Source organism: Nocardioides hankookensis (assembly GCF_042658885.1).
Classification (GTDB): domain Bacteria; phylum Actinomycetota; class Actinomycetes; order Propionibacteriales; family Nocardioidaceae; genus Nocardioides; species Nocardioides hankookensis.
Genome location: NZ_JBHSRJ010000004.1, coordinates 1332451 through 1347576, shown reverse-complemented (window position 1 = coordinate 1347576; position 15126 = coordinate 1332451). Strand labels below are relative to the sequence as shown.

Sequence of the window (15126 nt, the reverse complement as noted above, 5' to 3'; positions counted from 1 at the left end):
CACCACCCACCACGGAAAGCGAAACGACATGCGTACCCAGCTCCTCACGGGCGCCCTGGCCGTCGCCGCGACCTCTGCCCTCATCGGGCTGGGCACGGCACCGGGCAGCGCCCAGACCCTCGACCCGACCCCCGACCCGATGACCCCGGGCGTCACCCACGAGCGCGGCATCCTGATGGCCTGCACCGGCGACCTCGGCTCCCGGCCGGTCCGGGTCAACCTCTACGAGAACCGCACCTACGGCAACTACCTCGAGGTCCAGCTCGGCGAGGGCGGTGGCGCCGACGAGGTCGGTGTCTCCCGCCAGGTCAAGAAGCCGTTCGTCACCCGCGGTTCGGTCCGCGCGGCGGCCTCCCTCGACGGCACCAAGGTCCGGGTCACCGGCACGGCCGTCGCCACCACGAAGGTCAAGAAGGTGCGCGAGGTCGTCGAGGACGCCGGCCTGCGGATCGTCTCGAAGGGCACCCACACCCGCCTGCGCGACGACCTGGTCCTCACCTACGGGACCCGGTCCGCCGAGCTCGACTGCGGCGACGCGTTCGTCTACCGCCTCACGGTGACGAAGACCTCGATCGTCGACTGATCGAAAACCCCTCGGGCGAGGGCGTTGCTGCCATAGCCTCTCCGCGACCACTCGCATCTCGGGAACGGAGTCCCATGCGCACCAGCGCCCTCGTCCGGTTCACCGGCGGCCTCGCCGCCACCCTCCTCGGCCTCACCCTGCTCGGCGTCGCTCCGTCGTACGCCGACGAGCCGCCGCTCCCGGTCGTCGTCGACGACACGGTCTCGATCTACCCGGGCCAGAGCGCGGAGCTCAACGTGCTCACCAACGACTCGTCGCCGTCCGGCGACGACCTGGCGCTGTGCCGGTTCCCCAGCCTCGACTTCGACGGCCCGAGGATCCCGACGGTGCTCGCGGTCGACAACGGCTCGTCCGGCGCCGGCGAGCCCGGCGACGTGGCGATCATCTCGAGCCCGCGTGCGCACGGGACCCACGTCATCGACTACTACGTCTGCGACCACACCCACCTGGTGCCCGCGCACCTGACGGTCGAGGTCCTCCCGGTCGCTCCCGTCGTGGTGCACAAGGTCGCCGGCAAGCCCGGACGCCTCAGCGTCACCAACAAGAACTCCGCGACCATCCGGTTCTGGTACGGCGACCCGCGTGCGGCCCGTCCGGACGCCCGGGTCGCCGTCCCGGCCGGTGCCACCCGCACCGTGCCGGTCCGCCGCCACAAGATCGTGTGGATCGCCGTGATCGGCAGCGGCGGCGGCAAGGCCTCGCTCCTCGGCTCGCCCGGCATCGCCGACATGGGCGTCGTCCGCGGCATCCACCTGCGCCCCGGCACCGAGCTCCCGCCGCCGCCGAAGCACACGGAGGACTTCCGTACCGGCAGCTGGTACGCCGCGCGCACGCGCTGACCTCCCCGTCACGACCTGACCGACCGACCCCGAAAGACGGAGGAACCCGTGCGCGCCCTCGCCCGCATCACGACCGCCCTGGCCACCGCGTCCGTGGCACTCACCCTGGCCGCCCCCGGCGCCCAGGCGCTCGACCTCGCCACGGACGCACCCGTGGTGACCAACGACTCGATCGAGGTCTACCCCTTCGGCATGGCAGTCATCGACGTGCTCGCCAACGACGTGGACCCCGGGGACCCGGACGGCTCCCAGCTCGCGCTGTGCCGGCTGCCCGCCGTCGACCTCGACTCGATCTCCAACCCGAGCGACCTCCCGCCGGTGGTCGCAGGCGACGCCGCCGGCTTCCTCGGCCCGGAGGACTCGATGATGGTCCTCGCCATGCGCGGCCGGCTGGCTCAGCCGGTGGTCGTCGACTACTACGTCTGCAACACGACCTACCTCACCCCCGCGACCCTGACCGTGACGATGCGGACGACCGAGCCGGTGACCGTGCACAAGGTGCCGGGCAAGCCGGGCCGCCTCCGCGTGACCAACCACAACGACAAGCAGGTCCGCTGGATGTGGTTCGGGCGTCACGGCGGCGGTGGCGGCAGCGTGCCGGCGCACGCCACGCGCACCATGCGGGTGCACACCGCGACCGTGCGGTGGATGGCGATGATCGGCGGCGCGTACAACTCCGGTCTCGCCGACCGCGGAGTCGTCCGCAACGTCAAGATCGACCCGCGCGACGCCAAGCCCGCCAAGCCCGCCAAGGGCGAGCAGCGGCTGCCCGCGTCCGTCCGCGCCCTGCTGCAGCGGCTGGGCTGAGGGCCTCAGCCCGGGTGACCACCCGGGATGGGTGCCTCGGGGTCGTACGGCGTCCGCGTGTAGACGAACGTCGCGATCTCGAGGTGCCCGACGCTGCCGTCCGCACGGCGTACGACGTGCACCTCCTCGCCGGCGTGGTAGCCCGACCGCCCCACGACCCGGCCGTCGACGACCGCGAACCGGTAGAGCTCGACGCCGCCCCGACGGCCGACCAGCTCGGTGGCCTCCATCGTGAAGACGATCGGGGTGTTGCCCCAGTGCCACACGCCGGGCACCCCCGCGAGCTCGGGCGGCAACGGAGCTGACGGCCGCCACGGCGCGTCGACCGTCGGCTCGCAGCGCTCCAGCTCGTCGAGGAGCTCGGTGACGAGGGCCGCCGGCGAGTAGCCGACGGTGGCGTTGGCGAGCACGACGCCGCCGACGCGACGCCCGCGATCGACCAGGCAGGTGGCCAGGAAGCCCGGCATCGAGCCGGTGTGGCCGGCGAGCGTGCCGGAGCCGCCGGGGAAGAGCTGGAAGCCGAGACCGTGCGCGTAGCGCACGCCGTCCTTCGGGTTGCCGGACTGCGGGCCGAACGCCTGCCGCAGCTCGGCGGCGGACAGCACGTCCGGGTGACCGTCGAGCAGGAAGGTCGCATAGCGCGCCAGGTCGGTGATCGTCGCCCAGACCTGACCCGCGGGCGCGAGCGCCCCGGTGTCGGTCGCCGGCTCGGCGACCAGCGTCGACTCGTAGGGATGGACCGACCAGCCCTGCGCGGCCGCCCCCTCGGGGAGGTACGACGTGCGCGTCATGCCCAGCGGGGTCAGGACCCGGGTGGTGACGGCCTCCCACCAGGTGGTGCCGAGCAGCCGGGCCGCCAGCTCGCCGAGGAGCGCGTAGCCCAGGTTGGAGTAGTGGAACTCCTGGTGCGCCGGGAAGACCGCACCGGACCCGTCGTGGGCGGCGACCAGCTCGTCCCAGGAGACACCCTCCGACCGCTCCCACCACGACCCGGCCGGCTCCGACTGCATGCCGGAGCTGTGCGCGAGCAGGGTGCGGACCGACCGGTCTGCGTACCCGACGTCCCCGAGCACGACCGAGGCCGGGTCGTCGAGCGCGATCCGGCCGTCGCGGACCAGCTGGAGCACCAGCACCGCGGTCATGGTCTTGGTGATCGACCCGATCCGGTACTGCACGTCGGAGGTGTCGTGGCCCGGCACCGCCGGGTCGCCGTACGAGTCGAACCAGACCGGCTCCCCGTCGCGGACCAGCCCGGCCACCACCGACGGCAGCCGGCCCGACGACTGGGCATGGGCGAGCCGGGCGCGCAGGCGGCGGGCGGTCAGGTCGGCGACCGGGGTCGCGCTCACTCGGCGAAGGCTTCCAGCGGCGGGCAGGCGCAGACCAGGTTGCGGTCGCCGTACGCCTGGTCGATGCGGGCCACCGGCGGCCAGTACTTGTCAGGGTCGATCCCGGTCGGGAAGACCGCGAGCTCGCGGGAGTAGGCGCGCTTCCACTTGCCGACCAGCGCCCGCGAGGTGTGCGGGGCGCCGCGCAACGGCGACTCCTCGGCCGTCCACTCCCCCGCCGCGACCTGGTCGATCTCGGCGCGGATGGCGATCATCGCGTCGATGAACCGGTCGATCTCGCCGAGGTCCTCGGACTCGGTCGGCTCCACCATCAGCGTGCCGGCCACCGGGAACGACATCGTCGGAGCGTGGAACCCGTAGTCGACCAGCCGCTTCGCGACGTCGTCCACCGTCACGCCGGTGTCCTTCGTCAGCCCGCGCAGGTCGAGGATGCACTCGTGGGCGACCAGCCCGCCGTGGCCGCGGTAGAGCACCGGGTAGGCCTCGCCGAGGCGGGTCGCGATGTAGTTGGCCGACAGCACCGCGACCGCGGTCGCGCGGGTCAGGCCGGCGGCGCCCATCAGCCGGATGTAGGCCCACGAGATCGGCAGGATGCCCGCGGAGCCGTACGGCGCCGCGCTGATCGGTCCGATGCCGTCGCGCTTGTCCTGCTCGGGGTGCATCGCGTGCGAGGGCAGGTACGGCGCGAGGTGTGCGCGCACCGCGACCGGACCGACGCCGGGGCCGCCACCGCCGTGCGGGATGCAGAACGTCTTGTGCAGGTTGAGGTGCGAGACGTCGCCGCCGAACTCACCCGGCTTCGCGTAGCCCAGCAGGGCGTTGAGGTTGGCGCCGTCGACGTACACCTGGCCGCCGTGGTCGTGCACGACCTGGCAGAGCTCGGTGATGGTGTCCTCGTAGGCGCCGTGCGTCGACGGATAGGTCACCATGATCGCGGCCAGGTCGTCGGCGTGCTTCTCGCACTGCGCACGCAGGTCGGCGAGGTCGACCTCGCCGCCGTCGCCGGACTTCACCACGACGACCTTCATGCCGGCCATCACGGCGGACGCGGCGTTGGTGCCGTGCGCCGAGCTCGGGATCAGGCACACGTCGCGGTGCGCGTCGCCGTTGGCGCGGTGGTAACCACGGATCGCGAGCAGGCCCGCGAGCTCGCCCTGCGACCCGGCGTTCGGCTGGATCGAGACCCGGTCGTAGCCGGTCACCTCGGCCAGCCAGCCCTCGAGGTCGTTGACGAGCTGGCGGTAGCCGGCGGCGTCCTCGGCCGGCGCGAAGGGGTGCAGGTCGGCGAAGCCCGGCAGCGACACCGGCTCCATCTCCGTGGTGGCGTTGAGCTTCATCGTGCAGGAGCCGAGCGGGATCATGCCCCGGTCGAGCGCGTAGTCGCGCGCCGAGAGCTTGCGCAGGTAGCGCAGCATCGCGGTCTCGCTGTGGTGGCTGCTGAACACCTCGTGCGTCAGGTACGGCGTGGTGCGGCGGAGCGCCTCGGGCAGCGCGTCGGCCGTGGCGGTGTCGACCGCGTCGAGGTCGACGCCCGAGATGCCGAACGCCTTGAGCACGCTGCTGATCGTCGAGCGGGTGGTGAGCTCGGAGGTCGTGATGCCGACGTGGTCGGCGTCGACCAACCGGAGCTGGAGCCCGTAGGTGCGGGCCGACGCGACGACGTCGGCCGCCTGTCCGGGGACCGCCACGGTCACGGTGTCGAAGAAGCCCTCGTGCCGGACGGTCACCCCGCCCTCGGCGAGCGCGGCCGCGAGCACTGCGGCGTAGCGGTGCGTGCGGGTCGCGATCGAGCGCAGCCCGTCGGGGCCGTGGTAGACGGCGTACATCGACGCCACCACCGCCAGCAGCACCTGCGCGGTGCAGATGTTGGAGGTCGCCTTGTCGCGGCGGATGTGCTGCTCGCGGGTCTGGAGCGCGAGCCGGTACGCCGGCCGCCCCTCCGCGTCGACGGAGACGCCCACGAGCCGGCCCGGGAGGTGCCGCTCGAGCCCGGCGGCGACGGACATGTAGCCGGCGTGCGGGCCGCCGTAGAAGAGCGGGACGCCGAAGCGCTGGCTGGAGCCGACGACGACGTCGGCGCCCAGGGCGCCCGGAGCCTCGAGCACGGTCAGCGCGAGCAGGTCGGCCGCGACCACCGCGAGGGCGTCGCGCTCGTGGGCCTGCTCGATCACCGTGCGCGGGTCGAGCACCCGGCCGGACGCGCCGGGGTACTGCACCAGGACGCCGCACAGCCCGGACTCGAGCACCTCGGCGGGCAACCCGTCGGTGAGGTCGGCGACGACGACCTCGATGCTCATCGCCTCGGCGCGGGTGCGCACCACGTCGATCGTCTGCGGGAGCGCGTCGACATCGACCACGAACGGTCCGGACGCCAGCTTGTTCCCCCGGCGTACGAGCGTCATCGCCTCGGCGGCGGCCGTGCCCTCGTCGAGCAGCGACGCGTTGGCGGTCGGCAGGCCGGTGAGGTCGCCGATCACGGTCTGGAAGTTGAGCAGGGCCTCGAGCCGGCCCTGGGAGATCTCGGGCTGGTACGGCGTGTAGGCGGTGTACCAGCTCGGGTCCTCGAGCACGTTGCGCCGGATCACCGGCGGGGTGATCGTCGCGTGGTAGCCGAGCCCGATCATCGCCTCACCGGGCCGGTTGGCGTGGGCGATCGCCCGCAGCTCGCGGGCCGCGGCCTCCTCGCTCAGCGGCGACGGCAGGTCGAGCGACTCGGCGACCCGGATCGCACCGGGCACGGCGGCGTCCATGAGCGCGTCGAGCGAGTCGAACCCCAGCCGGTCGAGCATCGACGCGACGTCGCCGTCGCGGAGGCCGATGTGGCGTTCGACGAACGGCAGCGCGCCGTCGAGCTCGGTGAGCGAGAGGTGGTCTGACATCTGGTGGGCTCCTCGAAGATCGTTCGGGTGCCTCCCCCTCTGTCGCACCGCCGTTGGTGCTTCAGAGTGCCTGACCCGCACGGTCCGGTGGCCTGAGAGGTTCCGGGGAGGAATTGCCCCTTCGGCGCCCCGTCGCTCGCAGGTGACCACGAGATCCGGGGACTCTCCCGTGCAGGAGTGTCAGCGCTGCCCAATCTACCGGGCACCCGCCCGCAAACACGACATCGGCCCGCCGCCACGAGGGCGACGGGCCGATGTTCGGCGTACGTGGTGGTGCGTCAGCTGATCTTGCGGGCCCGGCGGGCGGCGAGCTCGTCGCCGGCCTGCGGCTCCGGCTCGGCCTCGGCGGTGCGCTCGGACGGCAGCTCGGCGAGGGTGCCCTCGATCTCGTTCCAGACGCCGCCGATGGCGATGCCGAACACGCCCTGGCCGCCCTGGAGGAGGTCGATGATCTCCTCGTTGTTGGTGCACTCGTAGACCGAGACGCCGTCGCTCATCAGGGTGACCCGGGTCAGGTCGTCGGTGCCCCGCTCGCGCAGGTGCTGGACCGCCGTACGGATCTGCTGGAGCGAGATGCCGGCGTCGAGCAGGCGCTTGACGACCTTGAGCAGCAGGATGTCCTGGAAGGAGTAGAGCCGCTGCGAGCCGGAGCCCTTCGCACCGCGCACGGTGGGCTCGATCAGGCCGGTGCGGGCCCAGTAGTCGAGCTGGCGGTAGGTGATGCCGGCGGCGTTGCACGCGGTCGGGCCGCGGTAGCCGGTGTCGCTGGGCAACGGAGAGACGTCGTCGGTGAAGAGCAGACCCTGCTCCTCGGCCTCCTGGGCAGCAAGCGCCGTGTCAGCGTCGTGCTGCTGCTCGTTCTCTTTCACGCGGTCCTCCGAGGGCTACTCCGTCGATCGTAACTCTCCGGGGAAGGTGCCGGTCGGCCTGAAGGAGCGGGCGTCACAGCGGTGGAGTTACAACAGAGACAGTTCAAGGTAGGCCGCGACGGAGCACCCGTCAAAGACGCTGTCGGCGTGTCGGAACTCTCAACCTCAACCTGAGGGTTAGTCAGTGCGCTCAGCCCTGGGGGGACTCGAAGTCCTCGGGCGTCACCTGGTCGAGGAACTCGCGGAACTTCTCGACCTCGTCCTCCTGCTCGGCGGGTACGGCGAGGCCGGCCTCGTCGAGGACGTCGTCCGCGCACACGATGCGGGTGCCGGTGCGCAGCGCGAGTGCGATCGAGTCCGACGGACGGGCGCTCACCTCGGCGCCGGAGCCGAAGACCAGGTTGGCGAAGAAGACGCCGTCCTTGACCTCGGTGATCTGGACCTCGGTCAGCTCGTTGCCGGTCGCCTCGAGCACGTCCTTCATCAGGTCGTGCGTCAGCGGTCGCGGCGGTACGACGCCCTGCTGGGCGAAGGCGATCGCGGTCGCCTCGACGGCGCCGATCCAGATCGGCAGGTAGCGGTCCCCCGACACCTCCCGCAGCAGCACGATCGGCTGGTTGGAGGGCATCTCGACCCTGACTCCCAAGACATCGACTTCGCGCACGCGTTCACCCTACTCCGGGGCGGTGAGCAGGTCGGGGTGCCGCTCAGGAGGTGCGCAGACCGGCCTTGACGAGGGTGGCGTGCAGCCGCACGGAGAGCGCGGCGATCTCGCTGACGGTCTCCTCGGCGCGCGCCTTGGCCGCGGTGTCACGACCGCGCTTGTGGGGCGCCACGACCTGCTCGACGAGGCCGACCTCGCGGTCGGCGGAGGTCTTGAACGCCCGCAGGTGCCGTGGCTCGAAGCCGAAGTCGGCCAGCTCGCGCGCGGTCTGCGCGATGACCAGGGCGTCGGTGTCGTAGTGGCCGGTGCGCGAGGGCGTCACCAGGCCGTACTGCTCGAGCTCGCCCAGCAGCTCCTCGGAGACCTCGGCGATCTTCAGCAGCTCGCGCCGCGAGAGCCGGACGTTGTCGCGGCGCAGGAAGGACTCCGGGCTGGGCATGCCGTCCGCGGCCAGCGCGACCTGCGGGACGGTCGGCACCACCGGCTCGATCGGCGGCGGCTCGAGGCCCCGGTCGATCGCGTCGAGGTGCTCCCCGATCACGCGCAGCGGCAGGTAGTGGTCGCGCTGCATGCGCAGCACGTAGCGCAGCCGCTCGACGTCCTCGACCGAGAACTTCCGGTAGCCGGACGCGGTGCGCTCCGGCTTGATCAGCCCCTTGTCCTCGAGGAACCGGATCTTGGGGATGGTGATGCCCGGGAAGTCCGGGCGGAGCCGGTCGAGGACCTCTCCGATGTTCATCCGGGCCCGCGGCGCCGAGCCCGCCGCAGCGCCAGCGACGGTGCTCACCCGTCCGTGTGCCCCGAGAAGAAGACCAGCCGGAACTTGCCGATCTGCACCTCGTCCCCGTCGTTGAGCCGGACCCGGTCGATCCGGTCCCGGTTGACGTAGGTGCCGTTGAGGCTGCCCACGTCGCTCACCGTGAACGTGTCGCCCTGGCGGTGGAACTCCGCGTGCCGGCGCGAGACCGTCACGTCGTCGAGGAAGATCTCGCTCTCCGGGTGCCGGCCGGCGCTGATGACGTCCTGGTCGAGCAGGAACCGGCTGCCGGAGCCCGGCCCGCGCTGCACGACGAGCAGGGCGTGCCCGGTCGGCAGGGCGTCGACCGCGGCTGCGTCGACCGCGTTGAGCTGGCGGTCGGACGTCTCGGCCTTGTCGGCGGCGGTGATGTTGATGGTCGCCGTGGACTCCCCCGAGGGGTCGCCGTCGCCCTCCGGCGGCGCCGTCGGGAGCCGGTTGCCGCACTGCGCGCAGAAGCGCGCGTCGTCGGGGTTCTGCGTGCCACAGACTGTGCAGAACGGCATCGGTCAGTCCTTCGTCGATGGGCCAACCCTCAAGGGCCGGTTGAGGTTGACGGTTGCCCCGAACCTATCAGCCCGCGCAGCCCGATCAAGGGGACTCGCGGCACTCTGGGGGCGGGCCGGGGCGGTCCGGCTCAGCCGTCGAGCGAGGCCTCGTACGTCGCAGCGTCCATCAGGCCCTCGGGGGCCGCGCCACCGCTCGGCACGACCTCGAAGAGCCAGCCCTCGCCGTACGGGTCGGTGTTGACCAGCTCGGGCGTCGCGTCGAGCGCCTCGTTGCGCGCGACCACCTCGCCGGAGACCGGCGCGTAGATGTCGCTGACCGACTTCGTGGACTCGAGCTCGCCGCAGGTCGAGCCGGACTCGAGGCTCGCCCCGACCTCCGGCAGCGACACGTAGACGATGTCGCCGAGCGCGTCCTGGGCGTACTCGGTGATGCCGATCCGGACCGAACCGGCGTGCTCGCCGGGCTCGCGGACCCACTCGTGCTCACTGGTGTACTTCAGGTCGTCGGGGTACACGGGGTCTCCTCGGTTCGGGTGCGGGTGCGCCAGCGAGAGGTTACTGCGACGCGTCGGGCTGGGCGTAGTCAGGCTTCCGCGGGGTCACCACGGACTCGATGTCGAGCGACCCGAGCTCGTCCACGTCGACGGTCGCACCCTCGTCCTCGAGGTCGGAGCGCGGACCCTGCGGGAAGTCGATGGCACCGTGCAGGGCGTCCGGCGCGCCGATCACGTCGAAGACGTACGGCGAGGTGACCAGCTCTCCCCCGACCTTGATCCCGCCCTCGGCGTCCTCGAAGGCGGTCTGCGCGACCACCCGCACCTCGCCGTTGACCTGCATCGCCTCGGCACCGGCGGAGCGCAGCTCCTGCACCATGTCGACCACCGTGTCGACGTCCACGGGACCGTCGGTCTCCGTGATCGTCACCCGGATGCCCGGACCCGTCACCGGCACCAGGCCGGCCATGATCGCGAGGTTGTCGGCCTGCTGCTGCGCCTGGGCGAGGGCCGCCTCACGGGCGCCCGTGCTGGAGCGCAGGTCGTCGCGGGTGCGCTCGAGGCGCACGATCTCGGACTCCGCGCGCTGGGTCTGGTTGGCCAGGGCGTTGAGGACGTCGATCAGGTCCTGCTCGCGGTAGCCGGCGTAGGTGTCGTCCACGTTGGTGAACCGCACCTGCGTGACCGCGGCGTACCCCACCAGGGCGAGCAGCACCGCGACCACCAGCTGCCCCCGCGAGGGACGCAGCATCGCCCGGCGCAGCCGGTCGCGCCCCGTGGGCGTGGGCTCCTGGGGCTCCTGGGGCTCGTCGACGTCAGGCATGGAAGAGGTGCCGTCGGATCGCGGCGACGTTGGAGAAGATGCGGATGCCGAGGACGACGATGACACCGGTCGAGAGCTGGCCGCCGACGCCGAGCTTGTCGCCCATGAAGACGATCCCGGCGGCGATCACCACGTTGCTGATGAACGAGACGACGAAGACCTTGTCGTCGAAGATCCCGTCCAGGTAGGCGCGCAGGGCGCCGAAGACGGCGTCGAGGGCGGCCACGACGGCGATCGGGAGGTACGGCTCCAGCCAGAGCGGCACGTCCGGCTGGAAGATGACCCCCAGCACGATGCCGACCAGCAACCCGAGTGCTGCGATCACGGCGCGTTCTCCTTCACGTCGGGTCGACGGTTGTCCTCGGCGGTCCCCTTCACCGCGTGCCGCGGCTGCCGCAGCGTCGCCGCGGGCAGGGTGAGGTCGTCGTCGATCTTCATCGTCACCGGGAAGCCCAGCACGTCGGCGGTGTTGCTGAAGGCCAGCCCGGTCGACGTGTCGATCAGGTCCGCCTGGAGGGTCCGGGTGTCGCCGATCGCCGAGACGACGTACGGCGGGGACAGCGGCGGCGGGCCGTTGAGGTTGATGGCGGCGCCCGAGTTCCGCAGCCCGGAGCGGGTCGTGAGTCGTCGCCCGTTGATCGAGATCGCCTCCGCGCCGGCCTCCCACAGCCCGTTGACGAGCAGCGCGAGGTCCTCGTCGCGGACGGCCTCGCCGTCGGGTGCGTCGTCGACGGTGATCACGAGACCGGGGCCGCTGACCGGGCCGAAGCCGGCCTGGCCGGCGAGCCGGTCCGAGCGGCTGGTGGTCGTGCGCTCCTCGTCGTTGACGTTCGCGAGCGAGTCCTGGAGGCCGATGTTGAGCTCACGCAGCAGGAGGATCCGCTTCTGGAGCTCCGCCGCCTGGTCGCGGCGCTGGTCGATCTGGCGCAGCAGCGAGTCGCGGCTGGCACTGGTCACCCCCGAGCGCTCCGACGTCTGCACGGCGGCCACCGTCACGAGCAGCCCGAACACGCCCACGACGGCCGTCGCGACCCACCGCCCCCGGCGCCCGGACCGATCGGACTCCACCGGCTCGCCGGTGGCGCGCGCAGCCGCGCGCTGCTCGGCGACGTGCTGGTAGTCCTGGTCCATCGACTCCTGCGTGATCAGCGTCAGGAGCGGGGTGCGGGTCCGGTCGGTCGTCGACGTCTCAGGCATCGTGGCCCGCCTGCCGTCGCTCGGTGGTGCGCAGCAGCGTGCGGACCTGCCAGGCGTAGAGGATGCCGGCCCACCAGTAGAGGCCGATCCCCCACAGCGCGAACGCCCAGCCGAAGACCTCGGCGAGCGTCGCGACCGTGCCCTCCCCGTCGCCGAGCAGCAGCAGCGGGAAGGCGTAGAGCAGGTTGAACGTCGCCGCCTTGCCGAGGAAGTGCACCGGGAGGGCGCTGTAGCCACGGGTGCGCAGCAGCGGCACCAGGCCCCAGAGGAGCAGGTCGCGCAGCGGCAGCGACAGCGCCGCCCACCACGGGATGATGTCGCGCAGCGCGAGGCCGATGACCACCGCGAGGATGTAGAGGCGGTCGGCGACCGGGTCGAGGACCTGGCCGAGCACCGACGTCTGACCGAGCTTGCGGGCCAGGTAGCCGTCGAGGAAGTCGGTGATCCCTGAGAGCATCAGGACGCCGAGGGCCAGCAGGTCGGCCTCGGGGCCGAGCACCAGCCACAGGAACAGCGGAACGCCCGCCAGCCGCAGCATGCTGAGCAGGTTGGGCAGCGTCCACACGCGGTTGCGCGTCGAGTCGTCTCCCACGTGTGCCTGCGCTTCTCCCCAGGGTGATTGCCGAGCACACCTTAGCCGCCGCGCGGCGGCCGTCCCGATTCGCCACTCGCCCGCGGGGCGGTGGCGCGGTCAGACCGGCTCGTCCAGGTGCGCCGCGTCGCGGATCTCGCCGACCAGCTCCTCGATGACGTCCTCCAGGGTGGCCAGGCCGAGGGTGGCGCCGCTCGCGTCGACGACGCGCGCCATGTGGGCACCGCGGCGCTGCAGCGTCTCCAGCGCGTCGTGGAGCGGCGCCCCGGCAGTGACCGGGGCGAAGGGCCGGATCCACTTGTCCTCGACGGCCCGCGTACGCCGGGCCGGGTCGGGCTCGAGCACGTCCTTGATGTGCAGGTAGCCCACGAGCTCCCCGTCGTCGGCGGCCACCGGGAAGCGGCTGTAGCCGGTCGCGGCGCAGACGGCCTCGACGTCGGCCACCGACGTGCCCCGGCGGACCGTGGTCAGCGACTCGGGAGGCATCAGCACCGCGGCGACGGTCTTCTCGGTGAAGCCCAGCGCCCCGGCCAGCCGGTCGTACTCGTCGGACTCGAGCAGGCCCTCGCCGTGCGACTCCTCGACCAGGGCGGCGACCTCCTCGCGGGTGAAGGTCGAGCTCACCTCGTCGGTCAGCCGGGCCCCGAGCGCGCGGAGCACGACCGAGGCGACGGCGTTGATGACGACGACGATCGGGCGCAGCACGGTGACGATGCCCCAGATGGGCGGACCGAGCACCAGGGCGGCCCGGTCGGGGCCGGCCAGCGCGATGTTCTTGGGGATCATCTCGCCGAGCACGACATGGAGGTAGACGACCACCGTCAGCGCGATCACGAACGAGATCGGGTGCAGGAGGTCCTCCGGCACGTGGACAGCGTGCAGCAGCGGCTCTACGAGGTGGGCGACGGCGGGCTCACCGACGGCACCCAGCACCAGCGAGCACACGGTGATGCCGAGCTGGTTGACGCCGATCACGAGGGAGATGTTCTCCATCGCCTTGATCGTCGTCCTCGCCATCCGGGAGCCGGCCTCGGCGCGGGGCTCGAGCTGGGTACGCCGAGCCGACACCAGCGCGAACTCGGCCGCGACGAAGAAGGCGTTGCCGAGCAGCAGGAAGATCGCCAGGACGACCGCGGTGGCGCTGTTCATCGCTCCACCTCCGCACCCTCGTCGACTGGCGTGTCCAGCACGCGCAGCGAGAGCCGGTCGATCCGCAGCCCGTCCATCCGCTCGACCGTGAGGACGGCGAGCTGGTCGCGCGGCTCGTCCGGGTCGGAGCGGTCGGGCACGGCGACCTCGGCGAGGTCGCCGACCTGCGGCACCCGTCCGAGGAAGCGCATCACCAGGCCGCCGATCGTGTCGTAGTCCTCGTGGTCGGGCAGCTCGATGCCGGTGAGGTCCTCGACCTCGTCGGGCCGCAGCAGGCCCGAGACCGACCAGCCGCCGTCACGCAGCCGGTGCGCGTTGGCGCTGAGCCGGTCGTGCTCGTCGGAGATGTCGCCGACGATCTCCTCGACGACGTCCTCGAGGGTCACGATGCCGGCGAACCCGCCGTACTCGTCCATGACGACGGCGAGCTGGAAGCCATCCTTGCGCAGCAGCGCCAGCAGCGGGTCGAGGCGCAGCGAGTCGGGCACGATGATCGGCTTGGCCATCAGGTGCCGGACCTTGGTCGTCGCGCGCTCCCCCACGGGCAGGGCGACGGCGTGCTTGACGTGCACGGTGCCGACGATGTTCTCGTCGGCGTCGACCACGGGGAAGCGCGAGTGCCCGGTCTGGCGGGTCAGCTCGATGAGGGCGGTCGCGCGGTCGTTGAGGCCGAGGCTCGAGGAGCGCACGCGTGGCGTCATGATCTCGCCGGCGGTGCGTGCACCGAACTCGACCGAGCGCTCCATCAGCTCCGCGGTCTCGACGTCCAGGGTGCCGAGGGTCGCGGAGCGCTGCACGAGCGAGGCGAGCTCGGTCGAGCTGCGCGCCGAGCGGAGCTCCTCCTGCGGCTCGATGCCGATGCGCCGGACGAACGCGTTCGCCGAGCCGTTGAGCACCCGGATCGGGCCTCGCATGACGGCGGTGAAGGTGCGCTGGAAGCGCTGGGTCGCCCGCGCGACCTCCATCGGCTTCGCGAGCGCCAGGTTCTTGGGCACCAGCTCGCCGAAGATCATCGTCAGGATCGTGCCGAGCGCCAGGCCGATGCCGACGGCGACGGGCGTGATGGCGCCGGCCGGCACACCGGCGCTCTCCAGCGGCCCGTCGATCAGGTCCGAGATCGCCGGCTCGGCCAGGTAGCCGATCGCCAGGTTGGTGATCGTGATGCCGACCTGCGCACCTGAGAGCTGCGTCGAGAGCGTGCGCAGCGCCTGCTGGACTCCGCGCGCGCCGGAGTCACCGGCGGCGGCCGCCTGGTCGACCTTGAGGCGGTCGACCGTGACGAAGGAGAACTCGGCCGCGACGAAGACGCCACAGGCGAGGATCAGCAGGAGCGCTGCGAGGAGCAGCAGCCACGCGGTCATGTGTGCTCTCCCCCGCCGGATCGAGACCTGTCAGGTCGAAGGGAGAGCTGGGGACTTTGAGAGCCGTCCATGGGCGGTGCGTCAGGTCCTCACGGGTGATGGGCTGGACCAGCGCATCGTACCGGCGTCGACCCACCGACGACATTCCCCGAAACCACCGACATCGCGCGGCCGAGCCCCTAGCATTGGTCTAGACCGCGGACCACGCTCCTTTC

16 protein-coding genes and 1 riboswitch are annotated in these 15126 nt (G+C 71.8%); of the genes, 3 read left to right on the top strand and 13 right to left on the bottom strand.

What is annotated here, in order from left to right; translation table 11 throughout:
• Positions 1-28: 28 nt before the first annotated feature.
• The 3 genes from ACFPYL_RS12970 (at position 29) to ACFPYL_RS12960 (ending at position 2229) form a co-directional block, all read left to right on the top strand.
• Positions 29-583 (top strand): hypothetical protein, encoded by a 555-nt coding sequence (locus tag ACFPYL_RS12970; RefSeq protein WP_379154578.1) that lies wholly within the window; start codon positions 29-31, stop codon positions 581-583.
• 74 nt (positions 584-657) lie between these two features.
• Positions 658-1422 (top strand): Ig-like domain-containing protein, encoded by a 765-nt coding sequence (locus ACFPYL_RS12965; protein ID WP_379154575.1) that lies wholly within the window; start codon positions 658-660, stop codon positions 1420-1422.
• A 48-nt stretch (positions 1423-1470) separates the two neighbouring features.
• Positions 1471-2229 carry a hypothetical protein gene (locus tag ACFPYL_RS12960; protein ID WP_379154573.1) on the top strand — a complete coding sequence of 253 codons (759 nt, stop codon included), beginning with the start codon at positions 1471-1473 and terminating at the stop codon, positions 2227-2229.
• Positions 2230-2234: 5 nt separating this feature from the next.
• Here ACFPYL_RS12960 and ACFPYL_RS12955 read toward each other — a convergent pair whose 3' ends face one another.
• From ACFPYL_RS12955 to ACFPYL_RS12895, 13 genes are all read right to left on the bottom strand, one after another.
• On the bottom strand, positions 2235-3578 hold the full coding sequence (locus ACFPYL_RS12955) for a serine hydrolase domain-containing protein (protein WP_379154570.1): 1344 nt from the start codon (positions 3576-3578) through the stop codon (positions 2235-2237).
• A complete protein-coding gene (gene gcvP / locus ACFPYL_RS12950) occupies positions 3575-6457 on the bottom strand; it encodes an aminomethyl-transferring glycine dehydrogenase (protein ID WP_379154567.1) in 2883 nt (960 codons plus the stop codon). The genes ACFPYL_RS12955 and gcvP overlap by 4 nt, the downstream gene beginning before the upstream one ends.
• Before the next feature lie 70 nt (positions 6458-6527).
• Positions 6528-6637: riboswitch (glycine riboswitch) on the bottom strand.
• A 98-nt stretch (positions 6638-6735) separates the two neighbouring features.
• Positions 6736-7257 carry a MerR family transcriptional regulator gene (locus ACFPYL_RS12945; protein ID WP_379155458.1) on the bottom strand — a complete coding sequence of 174 codons (522 nt, stop codon included), beginning with the start codon at positions 7255-7257 and terminating at the stop codon, positions 6736-6738.
• A gap of 259 nt (positions 7258-7516) precedes the next feature.
• Entirely contained in the window at positions 7517-7990 is a 474-nt protein-coding gene (locus tag ACFPYL_RS12940; protein ID WP_082574382.1) for a bifunctional nuclease family protein, read from the bottom strand.
• A 43-nt stretch (positions 7991-8033) separates the two neighbouring features.
• A complete protein-coding gene (ftsR, locus tag ACFPYL_RS12935; protein ID WP_379154564.1) occupies positions 8034-8777 on the bottom strand; it encodes a transcriptional regulator FtsR in 744 nt (247 codons plus the stop codon).
• Entirely contained in the window at positions 8774-9292 is a 519-nt protein-coding gene (locus ACFPYL_RS12930; RefSeq protein WP_379154562.1) for an FHA domain-containing protein, read from the bottom strand. The genes ftsR and ACFPYL_RS12930 overlap by 4 nt, the downstream gene beginning before the upstream one ends.
• A 131-nt stretch (positions 9293-9423) precedes the next feature.
• Complete coding sequence (gcvH, locus tag ACFPYL_RS12925; RefSeq protein WP_379154559.1) at positions 9424-9810, bottom strand: glycine cleavage system protein GcvH; 387 nt, start codon at positions 9808-9810, stop codon at positions 9424-9426.
• Positions 9811-9850: 40 nt separating this feature from the next.
• Positions 9851-10612 carry a DUF881 domain-containing protein gene (locus ACFPYL_RS12920; protein ID WP_379154556.1) on the bottom strand — a complete coding sequence of 254 codons (762 nt, stop codon included), beginning with the start codon at positions 10610-10612 and terminating at the stop codon, positions 9851-9853.
• Positions 10605-10937 (bottom strand): small basic family protein, encoded by a 333-nt coding sequence (locus ACFPYL_RS12915; protein WP_379154553.1) that lies wholly within the window; start codon positions 10935-10937, stop codon positions 10605-10607. Before ACFPYL_RS12915 ends, ACFPYL_RS12920 begins: the two co-directional genes overlap by 8 nt.
• A complete protein-coding gene (locus tag ACFPYL_RS12910) occupies positions 10934-11809 on the bottom strand; it encodes a DUF881 domain-containing protein (protein ID WP_379154551.1) in 876 nt (291 codons plus the stop codon). Before ACFPYL_RS12910 ends, ACFPYL_RS12915 begins: the two co-directional genes overlap by 4 nt.
• Entirely contained in the window at positions 11802-12401 is a 600-nt protein-coding gene (locus ACFPYL_RS12905; RefSeq protein ID WP_379154548.1) for a CDP-alcohol phosphatidyltransferase family protein, read from the bottom strand. Before ACFPYL_RS12905 ends, ACFPYL_RS12910 begins: the two co-directional genes overlap by 8 nt.
• Before the next feature lie 99 nt (positions 12402-12500).
• Positions 12501-13550: a hemolysin family protein gene (locus ACFPYL_RS12900; protein ID WP_379154545.1), complete on the bottom strand. Its 1050-nt coding sequence runs from the start codon at positions 13548-13550 to the stop codon at positions 12501-12503.
• Positions 13547-14911 carry a hemolysin family protein gene (locus ACFPYL_RS12895; RefSeq protein WP_379154542.1) on the bottom strand — a complete coding sequence of 455 codons (1365 nt, stop codon included), beginning with the start codon at positions 14909-14911 and terminating at the stop codon, positions 13547-13549. The genes ACFPYL_RS12900 and ACFPYL_RS12895 overlap by 4 nt, the downstream gene beginning before the upstream one ends.
• Positions 14912-15126: the final 215 nt, after the last annotated feature.

Bases quoted from the DNA above. Each gene is read 5' to 3' on its own strand.
- ACFPYL_RS12970 (WP_379154578.1), top strand. From the start codon at position 29: ATGCGTACCCAGCTCCTCACGGGCGCCCTGGCCGTCGCCGCGACCTCT.
- ACFPYL_RS12965 (WP_379154575.1), top strand. From the start codon at position 658: ATGCGCACCAGCGCCCTCGTCCGGTTCACCGGCGGCCTCGCCGCCACC.
- gcvP (WP_379154567.1), bottom strand. From the start codon at position 6,457: ATGTCAGACCACCTCTCGCTCACCGAGCTCGACGGCGCGCTGCCGTTC.
- ACFPYL_RS12930 (WP_379154562.1), bottom strand. From the start codon at position 9,292: ATGCCGTTCTGCACAGTCTGTGGCACGCAGAACCCCGACGACGCGCGC.
- ACFPYL_RS12920 (WP_379154556.1), bottom strand. From the start codon at position 10,612: ATGCCTGACGTCGACGAGCCCCAGGAGCCCCAGGAGCCCACGCCCACG.
- ACFPYL_RS12910 (WP_379154551.1), bottom strand. From the start codon at position 11,809: ATGCCTGAGACGTCGACGACCGACCGGACCCGCACCCCGCTCCTGACG.
- ACFPYL_RS12900 (WP_379154545.1), bottom strand. From the start codon at position 13,550: ATGAACAGCGCCACCGCGGTCGTCCTGGCGATCTTCCTGCTGCTCGGC.
- ACFPYL_RS12895 (WP_379154542.1), bottom strand. From the start codon at position 14,911: ATGACCGCGTGGCTGCTGCTCCTCGCAGCGCTCCTGCTGATCCTCGCC.